The sequence below is a fragment of the Flavobacterium sp. 21.1 genome (assembly GCF_057801535.1).
This window is the reverse complement of sequence record NZ_JBYNXA010000006.1, coordinates 139,903-157,788: the sequence shown is the minus strand read 5'-3', so window position 1 is coordinate 157,788 and position 17,886 is coordinate 139,903. Positions and strand designations below refer to the sequence as shown.

General features: G+C 39.9%; 16 protein-coding genes. 8 read left to right on the top strand and 8 right to left on the bottom strand.

Annotated elements, in window-relative coordinates; translation table 11 throughout:
• Positions 1-371: 371 nt before the first annotated feature.
• From AC3E9U_RS15320 to AC3E9U_RS15310, 3 genes are read right to left on the bottom strand one after another with little or no spacing between them, the layout of a single operon-like run.
• Positions 372-839: a lipocalin family protein gene (locus tag AC3E9U_RS15320; RefSeq protein ID WP_488747801.1), complete on the bottom strand. Its 468-nt coding sequence runs from the start codon at positions 837-839 to the stop codon at positions 372-374.
• A gap of 5 nt (positions 840-844) precedes the next feature.
• Positions 845-2,212: a DUF5689 domain-containing protein gene (locus tag AC3E9U_RS15315; protein ID WP_488747800.1), complete on the bottom strand. Its 1,368-nt coding sequence runs from the start codon at positions 2,210-2,212 to the stop codon at positions 845-847.
• Between the two features lie 12 nt (positions 2,213-2,224).
• A complete protein-coding gene (locus tag AC3E9U_RS15310) occupies positions 2,225-5,095 on the bottom strand; it encodes a carboxypeptidase-like regulatory domain-containing protein (RefSeq protein ID WP_488747799.1) in 2,871 nt (956 codons plus the stop codon).
• A gap of 420 nt (positions 5,096-5,515) precedes the next feature.
• Here AC3E9U_RS15310 and AC3E9U_RS15305 point away from each other — a divergent pair, with 420 nt between their 5' ends.
• From AC3E9U_RS15305 to AC3E9U_RS15280, 6 genes are all read left to right on the top strand, one after another.
• Entirely contained in the window at positions 5,516-6,622 is a 1,107-nt protein-coding gene (locus AC3E9U_RS15305; protein WP_488747798.1) for an endonuclease/exonuclease/phosphatase family protein, read from the top strand.
• Positions 6,623-6,686: 64 nt separating this feature from the next.
• A complete protein-coding gene (locus tag AC3E9U_RS15300; RefSeq protein WP_488747797.1) occupies positions 6,687-7,226 on the top strand; it encodes a 3-hydroxyanthranilate 3,4-dioxygenase in 540 nt (179 codons plus the stop codon).
• A 139-nt stretch (positions 7,227-7,365) separates the two neighbouring features.
• The gene (locus AC3E9U_RS15295; protein ID WP_488747796.1) at positions 7,366-8,292 is read left to right on the top strand and encodes a magnesium transporter CorA family protein; all 927 of its coding nucleotides are present in this window, start codon (positions 7,366-7,368) and stop codon (positions 8,290-8,292) included.
• Positions 8,293-8,367: 75 nt separating this feature from the next.
• The gene (gene amaB, locus AC3E9U_RS15290) at positions 8,368-9,918 is read left to right on the top strand and encodes an L-piperidine-6-carboxylate dehydrogenase (protein WP_488747795.1); all 1,551 of its coding nucleotides are present in this window, start codon (positions 8,368-8,370) and stop codon (positions 9,916-9,918) included.
• A 694-nt stretch (positions 9,919-10,612) separates the two neighbouring features.
• On the top strand, positions 10,613-11,230 hold the full coding sequence (locus AC3E9U_RS15285) for a hypothetical protein (RefSeq protein WP_488747794.1): 618 nt from the start codon (positions 10,613-10,615) through the stop codon (positions 11,228-11,230).
• Positions 11,231-11,297: 67 nt separating this feature from the next.
• Positions 11,298-11,672: a peptidase associated/transthyretin-like domain-containing protein gene (locus AC3E9U_RS15280; protein WP_488747793.1), complete on the top strand. Its 375-nt coding sequence runs from the start codon at positions 11,298-11,300 to the stop codon at positions 11,670-11,672.
• Positions 11,673-11,683: 11 nt separating this feature from the next.
• On the opposite strand, the gene AC3E9U_RS15275 is transcribed toward AC3E9U_RS15280, so the two are convergent.
• From AC3E9U_RS15275 to AC3E9U_RS15255, 5 genes are all read right to left on the bottom strand, one after another.
• A complete protein-coding gene (locus AC3E9U_RS15275; RefSeq protein ID WP_488747792.1) occupies positions 11,684-12,481 on the bottom strand; it encodes an energy transducer TonB in 798 nt (265 codons plus the stop codon).
• 33 nt (positions 12,482-12,514) lie between these two features.
• The gene (locus AC3E9U_RS15270) at positions 12,515-13,087 is read right to left on the bottom strand and encodes a PhnA domain-containing protein (RefSeq protein WP_488747791.1); all 573 of its coding nucleotides are present in this window, start codon (positions 13,085-13,087) and stop codon (positions 12,515-12,517) included.
• Positions 13,088-13,105: 18 nt separating this feature from the next.
• Positions 13,106-13,591, bottom strand: coding sequence for a DUF6646 family protein (locus AC3E9U_RS15265; RefSeq protein ID WP_488747790.1), 486 nt, complete (start codon positions 13,589-13,591; stop codon positions 13,106-13,108).
• Positions 13,592-13,629: 38 nt separating this feature from the next.
• Entirely contained in the window at positions 13,630-14,358 is a 729-nt protein-coding gene (locus tag AC3E9U_RS15260) for a metallophosphoesterase (RefSeq protein ID WP_488747789.1), read from the bottom strand.
• A 269-nt stretch (positions 14,359-14,627) separates the two neighbouring features.
• Positions 14,628-15,785, bottom strand: a complete 1,158-nt coding sequence (locus AC3E9U_RS15255) for an ATP-binding protein (RefSeq protein WP_488747788.1) — start codon at positions 15,783-15,785, stop codon at positions 14,628-14,630.
• 134 nt (positions 15,786-15,919) lie between these two features.
• Between AC3E9U_RS15255 and AC3E9U_RS15250 the strand changes: the two genes are divergently transcribed.
• Entirely contained in the window at positions 15,920-16,717 is a 798-nt protein-coding gene (locus AC3E9U_RS15250; protein ID WP_488747787.1) for a DUF4382 domain-containing protein, read from the top strand.
• 153 nt (positions 16,718-16,870) lie between these two features.
• Positions 16,871-17,875, top strand: coding sequence for an AAA family ATPase (locus AC3E9U_RS15245; protein ID WP_488747786.1), 1,005 nt, complete (start codon positions 16,871-16,873; stop codon positions 17,873-17,875).
• Positions 17,876-17,886 lie beyond the last annotated feature (11 nt).

Sequence of the window (17,886 nt, the reverse complement as noted above, 5' to 3'; positions counted from 1 at the left end):
GAACCAAAAGTACAGTGCGATCAGTGTACTGATGAAGAACATGCTAAAAACAGACGTTCTGAATTCATGATCGTGAAGAAGTAAGCACTGCTTCTTAAAATACGTTATAACTAAAAAGCACCCCGTTAAGGGGTGCTTTTTTTATTTCTAGGAATTGACGGTAAATATTTAGGGAGCTTACTTTTGTTTTTGAGCGCGCTTTTTTCGCGTTTAAACCTGGATTTACGGAAACAATATAGTGGCTGAGGAATGCTCGCCGTTTTATGTATATCGGCCCTGAAAAAGGCTGATTCTGCTTCAGTAGTAATTTGTAAAACAGTAGAAATAAAAAAAGCGCCCTTTGTAGGGCGCTTTTCATTTTTTAACTCAAATTATTCACTTTTAGCAAACTTAATGAATGTTAATTCACCAGTATCTGCATCAGTATAAGAAACCTCCATGGTATCATACGTTAATGATATTAGGTTTTGTATAGTTTCTACTTCAGTTGGAACACCGTCGATTTCTTCCGTAGTGGTCAAAATCAAAGTTCTTCCGTCTTTTCTGTATTTTCCTTCCTCTAAAACTTCGCTTTCACAAGTTGTTCCGTTGTAGTGGAAATCCGTAAAGCTAAAGCTGAAATCCTCATTTAAACGAAGGTAGTCAAGATCACATTCCGAATCATTTTCATAAGGAAGATAATCCAGGATGTTTTCATCATTTAATGAACCCGTCTCGACAGGAACCCATTTTCCTGCTAAATAATTTGGTTGCACGAAGTTAACATCGTCGTCATCATCACATGAAGCAGTCAATGCCAATAGAGTAAACGCAAAGGAAATCTTAAATATGTTCTTCATGTTTCTTAGTTGTTAAAACCGTATACTTTTACGTTATCAACCTGGAAAGCACCGTCTAAAGTAAGGTCAGTACCAGATCCTCTGAATTTGTAAGCTACATAGATATTTCCAGTATAAGCAGATAAATCTACAGTAGAATTAAGAAATTGATACCACGCTGTAGCTTTTACCGGAGCATTGTAAGTTACAGGTGTCCAAGTTGCAGTAAGTAAATTTGAACCGTTATAATCTGTTGAAACCAAAACTTCTAAACTGTTGTTAGGAGAATCTACATCCAAATGGTGCTGACAAACATCAAACTTAAGAATGTTGTTATCATAAGTGTTAAGGTCGATCGCCGGCGTAACTAACCAAACCACGTTTGTAGCATCACCTGAGTTGAATGCGCTGAATTCCGCATAACCATTAGTTACACCACCGGAAGTAAAGGTTTTTTCTCTCCACAAATCGTTTCCTAATTGTGCGAAATTAACCCATCCCGGATTGTTCAGGTTGGTATTGTTTGTAGCCGTTTGGAAATCTTCCGAGAAGAAAGGAGTAGCTAAACCAAAACGAGGGTTGCTCAACATGATGTCTCTTTCGTAACGTGCCATGAACTGATAAGTATCACCGAAACGAGTTAATACACCTCTAACTTTTCCGCTTCCTGTTGCTACCAATTTATGAGCATATATTGCAAATGAACTTGTTCTGAAAACCATCTGAGTTCCCGTTCTGTCCATGATATAGTGGTTTGTAGCCCCACCCAAGTCGTTGTTTGACTCGTAGTAGTGTTTGCCAACTGCTGCATCTGTAAACTGAACATTGTCAACTTCAACAAGTTTGTTTAAGTAACTGTCTGCATTAGTACCCAATTGCGCAAGACTAACATGCTGAACCAATTCTTCTTCGTTTACAACCGTACATGAACCTTTCAATGCATTTTTTGTTTGTGAGATGGAAAGACGGCCTACTTCCGCAACACCGTCAGAAATGTAAGCACCTCCGATTCTCATTCCGCCATCACTGATATCCGTGTAAAGGCCTCTCATTTTGATAAAGACTTTTTTACCCGGCTGATAGTCGATGAATGAAGAAGTAAGTTCTGTAGGTACGCTGAATGCTTTTGAACCATCCAAAGTCTGGAACGAAATTGATTTGAAGAAGTTTCCTGCCTCATCACTTGAAGTAACGTAAGCTTCGATAATGTCATCTTCGGTGTACTGTGCCAATACATCACCTGCTGGAATTTCAGAAACCTCTTTGGTTTTTACCAATGCTGGTTCAGTGCATTGTAAGTCCGGAGTATTATAATCGTCACCATGTACACATCCGGTTAAAGCCGTTCCCAAGAACGTGAATAAAAGAGCTGATTTTATGATTCTTGTTTTCATTTTTTAAAAAAATTAGAAGTTAATGTAAAGGTTAACGAAGTAGGTTCGTCCGTAACCGTAGAAATATTTAGGGGCGAAAGCCGGAGTGCCGCTTGAAACATCCTGATTTAATTCTCTGTATGACGCATTTCTTGCCTGCTCGTAACCACCTGTTTTGTATTTGATGTCAAATACGTTGTTTAACGAAGCGAAAACGCCAATCATTTGTTTTCCTATTTTCCATGATTTTCCACCGGTAAGGTTAACCAATGTTAAATCGTCAAATTTCTCCTGTTTAAGCAATTGACGTGCTCTTTCCTCTGTAGCTTCCGGGAATGAATTTCCGTTTACGCTTTCAGGGTTTCTGTAGAAATTATCGGTTCTCAGAATTGGAGCGATATCAATGTAGCGGTCTGCTAAATAGTTCACGTTGGCACCGATCCACCAAAAATGAGGATCGCGGTATTCCAATCCGAAGGAAGCTGCTTTTTGTGGCATACCCGGTTGGTAGTAGTTTTTTAATTTAGATTCTCCATAGTTGGTGACCGGAGCTAAATTTGTACTTGAACCTAAAGCATCCACTGTCAATGCTACATTTGGATTGTTATCATAGGTATATTCTCCGTATGAAGCAACAGCTGTAGCCTTTATCGTTGTAGTGATCTGGTATTCGAAACCAAACTCTGCACCGATGTTTTTCTTGTCAATTCCTGTTACCGTTTCCGCAACGAAATTGCTGGATTCGTCTGTAGTATCAGGATTACCGTCGTCTACCGTAACTCCGTCCGCAAAGAAGAAAGAAGTTTCCGTAGCGTTTTCTGTTTTTGAGTAGAAAGCGGTTAAACGTGCTTTTACTTTTGGTGATCTGAAAATGTAACTTGCATCGGCACTGGAGATAGTCTCGTTGCGTAATCCCGGCACGATGTTGTTGTTTACACGCGCGTTAGGGAATGTATTTCTTAACGTCGGCGCTTTTGACATTCTTACTCCGTTGAAAGTAAACAAGTGGTTTCCTGAAAGTTTATAAGTCAGACCTCCTTTGAAACCGAAGTTGTCAAATGCAATTTTACGGCTGTCTCCAAAAGAGTTTGATGGATAGTAACCGTTTCTGTATAAACCTTCTCTTTGGTACTCGTTTCTTGCGAAAGTCTGTGCTAAATAGAAATCAAATTTTCTGTACGTGAATTTGAATTGCGTGAATGCATCGATTGCCGTTGCATAAAGATTGTAGTTGTAGCCATAGTTATCGCCTTCTCCTACAATTCTTCCCGGATTGTTTAAGTCTGATTCGACCTGGTTTTCGTTATTTCCGAACGTATTGATGTCGGTATAATAGTTACCTCCTAAGAGGTCCAATAAAGTTTTGTGGTTGTGTGATTTTAAATGTCTGAAAGTTGCTCCGGCATTTAAAACAATGTTATCAGCGATCTGAGAGTTCAGGATTGAATTTGCGGTCCATTGTGTATCGTCTGTTCTGTCTTCGTATAATACATAAACACTGTTTCCTGCGTCGGTTTTCTTGTTGGTATCATACATGCGGTCCCAGTTTAACTGTCTTTTGTTCGGATCAAGGAAGGTAGCAACATTCGGATCGGATGCACTAACCAAATCAGGCTGGTGAATACCTCCTAAACCACCCGGTTGATAAGCTGAGGGATCGTTAGCCAATACGTAAGCAGGGTCGTTGTTGTATAATGACTGGTAGTAGCTAGGCAGGTTTCTGTAGTAAGTGGGATCCGGATTGTTCACACCCTGGAAGTCGATTCTGCTGTTTCCAACAGTTCCGGTCTGAAACGCCACATTGGTGTTCAAACTCGTTTTTTCGTTCATTTTCCAATAGTGACTTAACATTACGATAGGCTCCTGTACGTCTTTGTCACGGGAATTTCTCTTTTTTCCGTCTTGCCAACCCCAGTAAGAATTATAGTTGCTGCCAGCCATATTATTGACTTCATTCGTGTTAGGAGAGTTTTTTCCTCTGCTGTTTTGTGCGTAGATAGAGGTAAAGTTGATGCTGTGGCTGTCGTTGATTCTTTTTTCAACACTTGCGAAAAGCGAGTTAGCGCCGTAATCTGTTCCGTCGAAGTAGCCTTCTTCAGCCCATCTTCTTGATCCGGAAATCACGAAAGCCCATCCGTCACTGTTCATTCCTGAAGCATAGGTTCCCATACTTCTCCAGCTGTAGTTTGTATTTGTACTTGAGAAAGATACTCTCGCTCCCGGACGGTAGAACGAAGCTCTTGTGCTGATTTGTTGTGTACCTAGGATGTTTCCAAAGGTATAATCTGAAGGAGCAGAACCCATGGTGAATTCCTGGTTTCTCATCGCGTCGTTCAAACCTCCCCAGTTGCTCCATTGCGGACGGCCGTCGTAAAGTTTGTTCATTACAACACCATTGATCATGGTAGTTCCGTATTCGTTGTCTAAACCACGGATTTTGAAACGCGCTGTTCCCCAGTTGAAAGCAGCTGCTTGTTGGTAAGCATCGCGCGAAGCCTGTAAAAGTCCCGAAGTACTTTCGGAACCACTGTTGTCATCACCTAAATCATTGTCGGTAATTACAACTAAGGCTAAACGCTGCTCAGTGGTAACGTCTTCTTCTAAGACAATAACACCTAAGTCAAGAGTTTCCCCTTTTTTAATTTCAATTGTAAAAGTTTGAGGTAAGTAACCACTGCTGCGAATCAAAAGGACCTGATTTCCTTCAGCTGCGGAAGTAAAAGCGAACGTTCCCAAAGCATCTGTAGTCGTTGACTGGTTCGTGCTCTGAATAGTTGCAATAACATTTTGTAGTGCTTTCTGCGTTTTTGAATCGACGACCTTACCTTTTACGGCGGGGCTTTGTTGCGCCCAGGCAAAAACGACTTGCATTACAAGTAAAGTACAAATTACAAGTTTTTTCATAAAGTAAATTAAAGTTAATCTCCTGTTTATTAAAGAATAAGAAACTAAGGGGCGCAAATTTACGTGTTTTACAACAACCTGCAATAGTCTTGTTATATATTTTTACAAAACTTAATCATAAGTTAATCATAAATTTTTTTGTTTTTTGGGGAAGAACAAAAAGAAATAGTTGTAACGGATTGATTTTTAGTTAAATAAAAATAAAAATTTGTTTTTTCATATCGATTTTTTTTGTGAAAATTTATTAACTTATAAAAGTAAACAAATTAGCATTATTATGTTACATTTGTTGCCCGAAAAATTAAATTCGGAAAGGATTCCAAATTGTTTGGCAGTATATTTGAGTTGGAAAATGAAAGGTATTAAAAAATACCAATCCGTTAATAAATTTAATAGTAACAAATTACAGATAATCAATTTATGAAAAATAGAATTATCATTCTTTTTGTCTTGTTCCTTAGTGGGATTACAGCCATCGGTCAGAATCAAAACAAGAAATTTGCGGTTCAGACAGTAGCTTTTTACAATTTTGAAAACCTTTTTGATACGATCAATCAGGCGAATAATGATGAAGAGTGGCTTCCGAACGGCGCACAAAACTGGACAGGTACTAAGTACAAAAAGAAATTGGAAAACTTAAGCCGCGTTCTGTCCGAATTGGGAACCAGCGAGTATCAGAAAGAATCTCCTGTTTTGATCGGAGGAAGTGAGATTGAAAACCGCGGCGTTTTGGAGGATCTGGTAAAACAGCCGAAATTAATCGATAAACATTACGGAATTGTGCATTTCGATTCGCCGGACAAGCGTGGTATCGATGTGGCTTTGTTGTACAAGAAAGATCATTTCCAACCGCTGAGTTACAAAAACATCCCGTTGATTATTTATGAAAAAAACGGCGATAAGAAAGATAAAAAGGAATCTGAAGAGAAGACGGATGACAATTCCCATGTAGATGCCAGCTCAAAACGAATCTATACACGTGACCAATTATTGGTGACTGGTTTGTTAGACGGTGAAGAGATCAATGTGATTGTTTGTCACTGGCCCTCGCGTTCAGGAGGAGAAAAGAAAAGTGCTCCTTACCGTGAAGCTGCGGCAGCGTTGACAAAAAAGATTACCGATTCATTACAGCGCATTAAACCGGAAGCAAAAGTGATTATTCTTGGGGATTTGAACGACGGCAGTTTCAATAAAAGTGTTAGAGAAGTAATCGGCGCTAAAGGAAAAAAATCGGATGTAAAACCTTTGGGTGTTTACAATCCTTTTGAAAGCATGGCCAACCAGGGTATGGGAACCATCGGTTACCGTGACGCTTGGGATATTTTTGATATCATTATGATTACTGAACCACTTATCAAAACGGATTACAGTTCGTGGCGCTACTGGAAGGCAGGTATTTATAACAAACCGTTCCTGATTACAACCGCAGGTCAATATAAGGGTTATCCGTTGCGACATACGCTGACCGAAGTAGGTTTCAGCGATCACTTCCCCGTTTACATCTATTTGATTAGGGAAGGAAAATAAAATAGAAAAGCCGGCGAGAGTCGGCTTTTTATTTTTGTAAATTAGCGGAGCTAAAGATCAGATTATGGCAGTTCAAAAACCTTTCAACCTCAATCAGTGGATTGACGAAAACCGACATTTGCTGAAACCGCCCGTTGGCAATAAGAATATTTATGTGGATTCTGACGATTATATCGTGATGATAGTCGCAGGTCCTAATGCCCGAAAAGATTATCATTACAATGAAACCGAAGAGTTGTTTTATCAGCTGGAAGGAAACATAAAAGTCGTAATCCAGGAAGGTGGCCAACGCAAGGAAATGGAACTGAAAGCTGGTGATATGTATCTACATCCCGGTCGTGTTCCGCATTCACCTGTGCGGAGCGAAGGTTCGATCGGATTGGTAATCGAAAGAAAACGTGCCGGCAAAGGTTTTACCGACGGATTGCTTTGGCATTGCGACAACTGCAATCATAAATTATATGAAGTGTATTTCGAATTGAAGGATATCGAAAAGGACTTCCTGCCTCATTTTCAGCATTTTTATAATTCGGAAGAATTACGCACCTGTTCTGAATGCGGTACCGTTATGGAAACGGATCCAAGGTTCACAATTAAGAAATAATTAAGTTTTATTTCACTAAAAGTCAATACTTTCGCAAAAAATTTCCAAAAAAAGATGGACAGTTATCTGAGGAACAGTAGTAATTAAAGGATTGGCTTTTGAATCATAAAGAGCCTTTCCCAAACAGGCACATACTTTTATGATTAGATTTTACAAAAGTCAGGACGGATTGTTTTCGACTGACATTCAGGGAAAAAACTGCTGGATCAGTGCAGTTAGCCCAAACCAGGAAGAAACCCGATATCTGTTGGAAGAACTGCAGATTCCCGAAGCGTTCTACAACGACATTGAAGATATTGACGAACGCCCGCGTATCGAAATCGAAAACGGCTGGGTGCTTATTATTCTCCGCGTTCCCTTTAAGACAAATGATGCAAAACTGCCTTACAATACGGCTCCTATCGGACTGATGTTCAAAGATGATGTATTTGTTTCGCTGTGTTTTCAGGAATGCGAACTGCTGGAGGATTTTGTGATTTACACCCAACGCAAAAAGGCGGGAATAAAAGATCCTTTCGATCTGGTGCTGAAACTTCTGCTTTCTTCGAGCATTTGGTTTCTGAAATACCTGAAGCAGATCAACCTCCTTATCAAAGCCGCGGAAGACAACCTGGAGAAATCCATCCGAAACGAAGATTTACAGCAATTGCTTCAGATTGAAAAATGTTTAGTATATTTCATTACTTCATTAAAGGGTAATGAAGTGTTGTTCCATCGGATCAAAAACCTGAAGAATTTCAAAGAAACGTACGATCCGGAGTTGGTGGAAGATGTGGAAATCGAATTGCGTCAGGCCGAAGAAACCACGAACATTTACAGCAACATTCTTACTGGAATGATGGATGCATATGCCTCGGTGATTTCCAATAATCTGAATGTGATCATGAAACGACTGACCTCGATATCGATCATTTTAATGATTCCGACCGTGGTAGCGAGTTTTTATGGTATGAATGTTCCTAATAATCTGGAAAACAACAGCTTCGGTCTTTGGATCGTCTTGGCGGTTTCGATTGTGATTTCGGGAATCGGGGTGTTTCTTTTTAAGAAGAAAAATTTGTTTTAACGTATTTTTTGTTATAAAACATTGATAAAAAGCGTAACTTTGCAAAAATTTAAAAAACACAGAAGACTATAAATAATGACAACAACAGCAGTAGACCAATTTGGTATTCAGGAAGCCTTGCAACAATTAGGCTTAAAAGAGATAAATGAGGGAACTTCTACAGGTTCTACCTGGTTTTCTAACGGAAAAATAATCGAATCATATTCTCCTGCCACAGGTGAATTGATCGGAAAAGTTAAGTCTTCTACTAAAGAAGATTATGAAACAGCGATGAGCGCTGCAGAAGAAGCGTTCAAAACATGGCGTTTGATGCCGGCTCCAAAACGTGGTGAAATCGTTCGCCAAATGGGAGAGGAGCTTAGAAAATATAAAGAACCACTGGGGAAACTTGTTTCTTTTGAAATGGGAAAAAGCCTTCAGGAAGGTTTGGGAGAGGTTCAGGAAATGATCGACATCTGTGATTTCGCAGTAGGATTGTCACGTCAGTTATACGGATTGACAATGCACTCTGAGCGTCCGATGCACAGAATGTATGAGCAATGGCATCCGTTTGGAGTAGTAGGGATCATCTCTGCATTCAACTTCCCGGTAGCCGTTTGGTCTTGGAACTCTATGTTGGCTTGGATCTGTGGTGACGTTTGTATCTGGAAACCAAGTTCTAAAACACCTTTATGTGGTGTAGCTTGTCAAAATATTATCCAAACCGTATTGGAAAGAAATAATCTTCCGGAAGGAATCAGCTGTTTAGTGGTTGGTAACGAATCCGGTGATTTGATCAATAACGATAAACGTATTCCTTTGGTATCGTTTACAGGTTCTACAAGAATCGGTCGTCACGTGTCTCAGGTAGTGGCTTCCCGTTTCGGAAATACTATCCTTGAGTTAGGTGGTAACAACGCGATCATCGTTTCAGAACACGCTGATTTATCAATGGTATTGGTAGGAGCGGTATTCGGAGCGGTTGGAACTGCAGGTCAGCGTTGTACTTCAACCCGTCGTCTGATCATCCACGAAAGTGTATACGATAAAACGTTAGACGTATTGAAAAACGCTTACGGACAGTTGAAAATCGGAAATCCTTTGGATGAGACGAATCACGTTGGTCCGCTAATTGACAAAGGTGCGGTTCAGGATTACCTAAACGCAATCGCAAAAGCGAAAGAAGAAGGCGGAAGAGTAATCGTGGAAGGCGGTGTATTGGAAGGTGAAGGATACGAAAGCGGATGTTACGTAAAACCATGTATCATCGAAGCGAAAAACGAATTCGAAATCGTACAGCACGAAACGTTTGCTCCGGTATTGTATGTAATGAAATACAGTACAATCGAAGAAGCGATCGCAATGCAAAATGGCGTGCCGCAAGGATTATCATCATCAATCTTCACCAACAACATGAGAGAAATGGAGTTGTTCCTTTCTGCTGCCGGTTCAGACTGTGGTATTGCCAACGTAAACATCGGAACTTCCGGTGCAGAGATCGGCGGTGCTTTCGGTGGAGAGAAAGAAACTGGCGGTGGTCGTGAGTCAGGATCTGACGCATGGAAAGCTTACATGAGAAGACAAACCAATACGATTAACTACGGAACAGCGCTTCCGTTGGCACAAGGCATTCAGTTTGCTTTTTAATTAGGGTTTACACATTTATAGTAAAAGGGTTCAGAATTTCTGAACCCTTTTTTTTATAATTTTTTGATGGTTGCCAATTTGTTGGGAAAACACAATCTAAATGTGAAATTATCTGTTGTGCGAAAATCATAAAACAACGCAATTTTGTGTGCTAGGGTTTGTCTTTTTTTTAGATTCGTAAAAATTTTAAGAAGGACCTTACTTAGCTTATGTAAGCTCCTCGGCTACTGGAATCAGAGAACATTTAGGTTATACAAGTTGGTGGCCATTTTAAAAAAGACAACTATGAAAAATTTTCTTATATATTTAAAAAAGGTGAAATGTGGCCAGTGTGGTTTTGTACAAAACTACTTTAGATTCCCTAAAAATTGGAGACAATTTTTATGGGGTGGCTATACTTGCACAAATTGTGGTTCAGAGATAGATAAGTTTGGCAATTTAATAAAGAAAACAAATTCTTAAAAATAAAATCTTCTGTAAACAGCAATTTGCAACAATAGTGATTTTGAGACTTTTAAGTATATAAGGCTGTTTGGTAGATGTAATCAAATTTGATTTAAAATAGGATAATTTAGTTGAAAAGGGCCGGGTAATTAGTATCCGGCTCTTTTTGTTTTAGCACTGTGAAGATTAACAAAAATTTAGAAATTTTACTACAAAAGCTTGGCTATCTTTGAAATTCAAAATTTAAAATATGCGCTATCTTATTGTTTTCATACTATTTTCTTTTGGAAGTTTTGCCCAGACAGTTTCTTTGGATACGATCGTTTTGAAAGAGGTAATCATTCAGAAAAACAACAAGAAGGAGATAAAATACGTTTCGCCAGGAAAAGGTACGGTTAGAAGTGGTTTCGGGGCAGATTTTCAAATAGTCAGTTTGTTGGATAATATACCGTCCGGGCAATTACAATCCGTGACATTTTATTTTAACGATAGAAGTATTTTTGATGCCATGATGCAGATGGAATATAAAACGGCCGATTTTGAATTGCTGTTGTTTACCGTTAAAGACAATCAGCCGGATAAAAGACTTTTGGAAGAAGAGCTGCTTTTTACCGTAAAGGATTTTGATAAGGGAAAGATTATTCTCGATGTTTCTGCTTTAGAAATTTCTAATGAAAAACAACTTTTTGTTGGGTTTCGGAAGTTGGAGAAAACGGAAAAATCTAATTTCAATATTATTTTCAAAAAGGATCCCAAAGGAATCACGATGGTTCGAACTTCGGAAATGAAATCTTGGAGCGAATTTCCATCCATAACCGACAGGCCAGATGAAAAAGGAACCTTGAAAATTGATTTAACTTTAAAATAAAGAAATGCCGACTTTCATAAGTCGGTTTTTTTATGCAATTTTATTTAAGAATTGAAACTTGTTCACGATGAAAAAATATCTGCTTTTACTCTGCTTCTTTCCTTTTCTGATGGCAAATCAGTGCAATAATGACGATGACGGCCAGATAAATTGCACTCAGGAAGCGAAAGCCGGACTCAACGTCACGGTTCGCCATGCTCTGACCAATGCGGTTTTGACCGAAGGAGTGATTGTGGTAGCAAGAGATGGAACTTATTCCGAAACACTGGAACTGTTCCCGGGGACTGATGTTTTTTCAGGAGCCTGGGAAAGAAAAGGGAATTATGTACTGACGGTTTCAAAATCGGGTTATCAGACCTATACTTCGGAAACAATAAAAGTTTCTTCGGATGTTTGCCATGTGATTCCTCAAACGGTTGTAGTTCAACTTGTCCCGGAATAAAAGGGCTTGCTTTATATTCCGGCTGTTGCAATGTTAATCGGACAGGTGTACTGTACGTTCACGAGTTTTCCGTTTGAAACCGCGGGTGTAAATTTGTTGTTTTTCGCAAATTTTTCAATGGCTAAAAGTGCCTCCATTTCGAATTCGAAATATTTCGACGATTTCGGAATACCGGTTAACACAAGTTCGCCATTTTTAGTGATTACAAATTGTACCATAAGGGCAGTAGTTATTCCTTCTTCGGAAAACCGGAATTCCGGAACGTTATATTGTCTCCCAATAGCTCTTCGAAACAGGAAACTCACACAACTTTCCTCGGGCTTTTTGTTTGCTGTTTTGCAATTCTCATGTGTGGGCTCGCTGTAAGATTCATCGGGACCGGGATTTATCTGACCCGATTTCAAAATGTTTTCGGGATTGTCAGTTAGGATGCCCACTCGCAGGGACTTATCCCGTAAACCATATAAAGAGTCTAATTTAGCCAATTTGGCCTTATAAAATACTTCTATGGAGGTAAGTTGTTCTGATGACAAATCAGCTATCCAAAAACTTTTGTGTGCGGCTTTAAAGTTGGTATATAACCCGATCAATTCCTTGTAAAAATCATTGTTTTGGGAATTATAGTCTTTGGGCTTATTTGCTCTGGAGGCCGCCGTATTTTTAAGCAACAACTGCTCCAGTTGGGCACAATTATTTTCCTGAATTTTAAAAGCTTCGTTCAGCTTGTCGCTATTTGTGGAAGGCTTATCATTTTGTGCACTAATAACGTGTCCTAACAGCAATAAAGCAATTAAAAAATAGTTTCTCATATAATTTGATTTAAAAAAATATACTGCTCCGAATTACTTCGTCTTCTTCACATACTGTGTAAGGATCACAATGTATTGTCCTTCCACGCGTCCTTCAATCTGTTCGGCATTGTCCCAAACCAGTTTGATGTTGTGAACAGCAGCCCCACGTTTTGCCGTAAAGTTAGCGCCTTTTACGTCCAAATCTTTAATCAGCACCACAGAATCCCCGTCCTGTAAAATATTGCCGTTAGAATCCTTGTGAACGATTTTACCTTCGCCTTCGTCACCTTCCCCGGTTGCTTTTGCCCATTCCAAAGCCTCTTCGTCCAGATACATCATATCCAGCAAGTCGTTCTTTTTTAAACGGGTAAGCATACGCCAGGAAACAACTTGTACAGGTAAATGCTCACTCCACATACTGTCTGAAAGACAATGCCAATGGTTAGCATCGGTGGTTTCCGGGTTTTCAATCTGTCCTACGCAGGTTTTGCACGCCAAAATACTGTCGTTTAAAGTATCTTTCGAATCCGGCGGAATATTATATACTACCAAATCGTGTGGGTTGCCACACAATTCACATTTGGAATCACTACGGTCTTTTAATTTTTTTTCTATTACGCTCATGATAATTGTTTTTATGGATTATAAATTAAAGCTGGCTCCAATATAAAAGACAGCTTGATTGTTCAGTTTTTCGTAGCCTTCCGGTTTTCCGCCATAGCTGCTTATCGGGAAACTTACTTCAGAGAAAAGTCCGAAACCTTTGGTAAAGAAATAACGGGCGCCCACATGACCACCGAAATTTCGCGTACCTAAATTCAGGCCGGGATAGATGTCGAATTTTTGTTCAATTCCGAAAACATCGGCAATATTGGCGTTAAAGCGCGCTCTTAAGTCCGCTTGATCTTCAAAATCTGCACCATCGCCATCAACACCGGTTAAATACGTAGCGCTAAGACCGATGGAGATGTTTTGTCCTACGCCATAATCAAAAGAGGTTACGATTCCGGCCGCATGATCCTGAAAATTGCCGCCCACTTGAAATTTTTGATCTCCTTTTCCGCTAAAAACCTGTCCGTAAGTTAAAGTGAGGGAAGTAAGTGCCAAAAAGGTTAATAATTGTTTCATTGATTTATTTGAGTTAGTTTTTAATTTAGGTATTGTGATTAGTTGCGACCTTTTTCGTCCGGATATAATTCGGGTAGCGGAGTGCTTTGCCAGAATTCCTTCGAATCGACGTCCATGATAGTCAGACGGCCTTTAAAAGCTGCACCGGTGTCCATATTCCAAACATTGGCGCGGTTTACCGGAACCGAATAACCGATTCGGGTTACGGGTGTATGACCGATGAAGATTTCCTCGTAGAGCGCCATTCGTTTCGGGTAAAACAGATCTTTTCGCGAAAGTGTCTTGTCCATCGCCAAAGCCGCTTCCCATAACGTACGGTCCCACCAGAACATCCCGCGGAAATATTCGTATTCCACTCCTTTTAGGCTGGTAAAGCCGGCGTGCACGAAAAGTCGGTTTTTTTCATCCAAATAGTAGTCGTTCAGTTTGATGAGAAATTCGATGTGAGCTTCAATTCTGTCTTTTTCGATTTTTTCATAAACGTCAACGGTAGACTGACCTCCGTGCAGTCGCCATTCTTCGTTGTCATAACCTTCCGTAAGCCATAGCAAAAGCATTTCCTCGTGATTTCCCTGAATGAAAGTACAATCGTGAGTTTTCTCCAGTTCGATTAAAAAGTCGATTACATAAGGTGTGTCATTCCATCCGTCAACAAAATCGCCTAAAAAAATCAGTCGGTCGTTTGTAGTTACGTGCGCGCGGTCCAAAATCTGTTTCAGGGCTTTTAGCCCGCCGTGTATATCTCCGATTACCAGAGTTCTGCTCATTGTGTGCTTAATTTTAGTCAAATTTCTTAAAAACAATCGAAATTATCAAATATGAAAGAAAAGTATTACAAAATATTTTTTATATTTGCTGTAGATTTTAATTTCTTAAGTAAGAGAATTGAGATTTTTTCAGAGTTAAACATCTAATTAAGTAACCCGGTTACAGCAAGTTAAAAGAATTACTATAAGCCGAAAAAGAATAAAGCATGCCTTGATTTAGCTTCTGTGTCGGGTACTTGTTAGATTTAGGATTCTGAGGTCAACCTCGTCTAATTATACTTAACCTTACGTAAAACCCGCATGGTTTCCTTGAAGTAAATGTACGCCATCTGGTTTTCAAGAGTTTTTAAATACGGTTTGGCTTCAATCAGTTTCAGCTTCGCTTCTTCGAAACCGTTTAGGTAACAGATCATAAGCGTGGAAGGTAAGTTTTCCAGATCTTTACTTTCTCTTGCGGATAAACTCAGTCCCTTTTGAAGTTTCTGAATCAGCGCTAAATTCGAATTATAGATGTGATGCAGCATTTTTCGATTGTATTGCGGCGGTTCGAAAAGCATTTTTGTTTCCATTTTGTAATAGCCATTCTCATAAAAATGAAGCGTTACCTGCTCCAGCGGATAATAACTGGTTCGGTCGTTCAATCCCAATAGCACATATTCGGTAATTGTAAAATCATTATCCGAATATTCCACTGTTACTTCATCGAAGGCCGAATAAAACAGTTTCACCTGTTCGTTGATAAGCTCGATATCCACTCGGGAATAGAACGTTTTCTCGCGGATTTTTTTCTTATTTCCGGCCCAACATACTATAAAAAGCTCTTTAAAGACTTTGTATTTTGGAGTCATGTCCGGATGACGGTTGTTCATAAAATCAATCACGCTTTCCAGCGTATGGGCAATGCTGTTATGCGAGTTGTTTTCAATACTGATGACTGTTTCGGCGTTTAAGTTCTTCGCTTTGATCGACATCGAAACTTCAGTCGTGGTTTCCACAGGCATGGTCGAGCTGCCGCGTCTTAAGAAAACACTGCGCGCGACAATGGTATGGATACCTTTTTTAAACGAAGAAATCTTATTATTGGGTTTAATGGTGACCAATCCAACCACTTTGTCTTTCGGAAGATTGGGAAAGGGAACATTCTCATATTGGATTTTCGGCGGATTATCCAAAAAAGCATTCACAAGATTCTGAATACGGCTGTCATCGAAGAAATCGTCTCCCACAATTTCATTGTCTTGATCTTCAACACCAACAACGATATAGGAATTGTTCAACGGGTTGGAATTGGAAAGCGCGCAAATGTGTTTCAAAAACTTGGCCTTGCCTTCCTTAGTGTGCAGGTTAAGCTGTCTTTTTTTATCATAAAAAGTACTTTCGTCACTGTGGGCGAGCAAATTTTTGATGAGAAGACGCTTATTGATCATCCTGAAAAATGTTTATGGTATAGTGCAAAGGTTCGTATAAAGGTCGTTAAAATTCTGTTAAGAGATATAAGGTAATGGTAAAAGAAACGTTTTAAAATTTACAACCCCATTAAAATAACCTAAAAAGAGTTACTATGAAAATCCTTAAAAACTACAGGTGGGCATTTTTGCTAATGGCCTGCGTCTCTGCTTTTTTAATAAGCTGTAATGACAATGATGATTCCGAAGTCGGTGGTACTTCAAAAATTACGGTTCGAATGACGGACAATCCGGGAGATTACGATGAAGTTAACGTTGAGGTAGTCGACGTGGTGATCAAATCGCCGGAAGGTGGCTGGGTGAGCATCGGTAACATAAATCCTGGTGTTTACAACCTGTTGGATTTAACAGGAGGCGTGAATGTTATATTGGCGGATAATTTAGTGCCATCCGGCTACTTGAGCCAGATGCGCTTAATCCTGGGCGACGAAAATACTGTGGTAAAGGACGGGGTGACATACCCTTTGCATACGCCGAGCGCCCAACAATCCGGATTGAAACTACAAATCAATCAAACATTGCAACCGGATTTTACTTATAACTTCCTTTTGGATTTCGATGTGCAGAATTCCGTGGTAGTGGAAGCAGGCGGTTCGGGTAACTATAATCTGCATCCGGTGATCCGGGTTACCACAGAAACCATGTCAGGAGCCATTAAAGGAATCGTAGAACCGATAACCGTGCCGACTTTAGCATCCGTTCAGGTCAATGGAGTAACCGTTTCGGCATATACAGACGCCTTCGGAGCTTTTCAGCTTAACGGAATTCCATCGGGAACTTATTCGGTAACTTTAACACCGGATCCGGCTTCCGGTCATGCCGTTCTGGTAGTTGCCAATGTCGTCGTGGTTAACGGTGAGATTACCAACATGGGAACTCTTGTCCTGCCATAAGTTAACAAGAAATGAAAATTTTATTAAAAGACAGCCAAAACCATGGTTGTCTTTTGTTTTTTAACCAATTGTTAACAACTAAGCACTAAATTAATTATCAATTTGCAGTGTTAAAATATCTTATTAATTTCACGGCTCAAAAAACACACGCAAATGGAAGATACGACAGCTACTATGGACATTAGGGCAATTAATGAAAAAATAGAGAGAGAAAGTGCTTTTATTGACCTTCTGACAATGGAAATGAATAAAGTAATCGTCGGTCAGAAAACCATGATCGAACGTTTACTTATCGGCCTTTTGGCGCAGGGTCACATTCTTTTGGAGGGTGTTCCCGGACTGGCAAAAACCTTAGCCATCAATACCCTGTCACAGGCAGTTCACGGTACGTTCAGCCGAATTCAGTTTACACCCGATTTGCTTCCTGCCGATGTAGTGGGAACCATGATTTATAATATGAAAGTAAACGACTTTTCAATTAAGAAAGGTCCTGTTTTCGCCAATTTCGTCCTTGCCGATGAGATTAACCGTGCTCCGGCTAAAGTACAGTCTGCATTGTTAGAAGCCATGCAGGAAAAACAGGTCACCATTGGGGAACAAACCTTCAAATTGGATCGACCGTTCTTGGTAATGGCTACGCAAAACCCGGTGGAGCAGGAAGGAACCTATCCGTTACCGGAAGCACAGGTAGACCGTTTCATGCTGAAAGTGGTTATCGATTATCCAAAAATGGAAGACGAACGTCTGGTAATACGTCAAAACCTGAATGGCGGATTTGAAAAAGTGAGCCAAGTGGTAAGTATCGACCAGATCTTACGCGCACAACAAGTCGTTCGTGAGGTGTATATGGACGAGAAAATTGAGAAATATATCCTGGACATCATTTTCGCAACACGTTACCCTGAAAAATATAAATTGGCGGATTTGAAACCGTTGATCAGTTTCGGAGCATCACCTCGTGGAAGTATCAACCTGGCCTTGGCAGCAAAATGTTATGCTTTCATCAAACGCCGTGGTTATGTAATTCCGGAGGATGTTCGCGCCGTAGTACATGATGTATTGCGTCACAGAATCGGGATTACTTATGAAGCGGAAGCGGAAAATGTTACTTCGGTAGACATCATCAACAAAATCGTTAACGAAGTTGAAGTGCCTTAATCAGTAGGAAG

Coding starts and splice junctions, on each gene's coding strand:
- AC3E9U_RS15320 (WP_488747801.1), bottom strand. CDS start 839: ATGAAGAACATATTTAAGATTTCCTTTGCGTTTACTCTATTGGCATTG.
- AC3E9U_RS15315 (WP_488747800.1), bottom strand. CDS start 2,212: ATGAAAACAAGAATCATAAAATCAGCTCTTTTATTCACGTTCTTGGGA.
- AC3E9U_RS15310 (WP_488747799.1), bottom strand. CDS start 5,095: ATGAAAAAACTTGTAATTTGTACTTTACTTGTAATGCAAGTCGTTTTT.
- AC3E9U_RS15305 (WP_488747798.1), top strand. CDS start 5,516: ATGAAAAATAGAATTATCATTCTTTTTGTCTTGTTCCTTAGTGGGATT.
- AC3E9U_RS15300 (WP_488747797.1), top strand. CDS start 6,687: ATGGCAGTTCAAAAACCTTTCAACCTCAATCAGTGGATTGACGAAAAC.
- AC3E9U_RS15295 (WP_488747796.1), top strand. CDS start 7,366: ATGATTAGATTTTACAAAAGTCAGGACGGATTGTTTTCGACTGACATT.
- amaB (WP_488747795.1), top strand. CDS start 8,368: ATGACAACAACAGCAGTAGACCAATTTGGTATTCAGGAAGCCTTGCAA.
- AC3E9U_RS15285 (WP_488747794.1), top strand. CDS start 10,613: ATGCGCTATCTTATTGTTTTCATACTATTTTCTTTTGGAAGTTTTGCC.
- AC3E9U_RS15280 (WP_488747793.1), top strand. CDS start 11,298: ATGAAAAAATATCTGCTTTTACTCTGCTTCTTTCCTTTTCTGATGGCA.
- AC3E9U_RS15275 (WP_488747792.1), bottom strand. CDS start 12,481: ATGAGAAACTATTTTTTAATTGCTTTATTGCTGTTAGGACACGTTATT.
- AC3E9U_RS15270 (WP_488747791.1), bottom strand. CDS start 13,087: ATGAGCGTAATAGAAAAAAAATTAAAAGACCGTAGTGATTCCAAATGT.
- AC3E9U_RS15265 (WP_488747790.1), bottom strand. CDS start 13,591: ATGAAACAATTATTAACCTTTTTGGCACTTACTTCCCTCACTTTAACT.
- AC3E9U_RS15260 (WP_488747789.1), bottom strand. CDS start 14,358: ATGAGCAGAACTCTGGTAATCGGAGATATACACGGCGGGCTAAAAGCC.
- AC3E9U_RS15255 (WP_488747788.1), bottom strand. CDS start 15,785: ATGATCAATAAGCGTCTTCTCATCAAAAATTTGCTCGCCCACAGTGAC.
- AC3E9U_RS15250 (WP_488747787.1), top strand. CDS start 15,920: ATGAAAATCCTTAAAAACTACAGGTGGGCATTTTTGCTAATGGCCTGC.
- AC3E9U_RS15245 (WP_488747786.1), top strand. CDS start 16,871: ATGGAAGATACGACAGCTACTATGGACATTAGGGCAATTAATGAAAAA.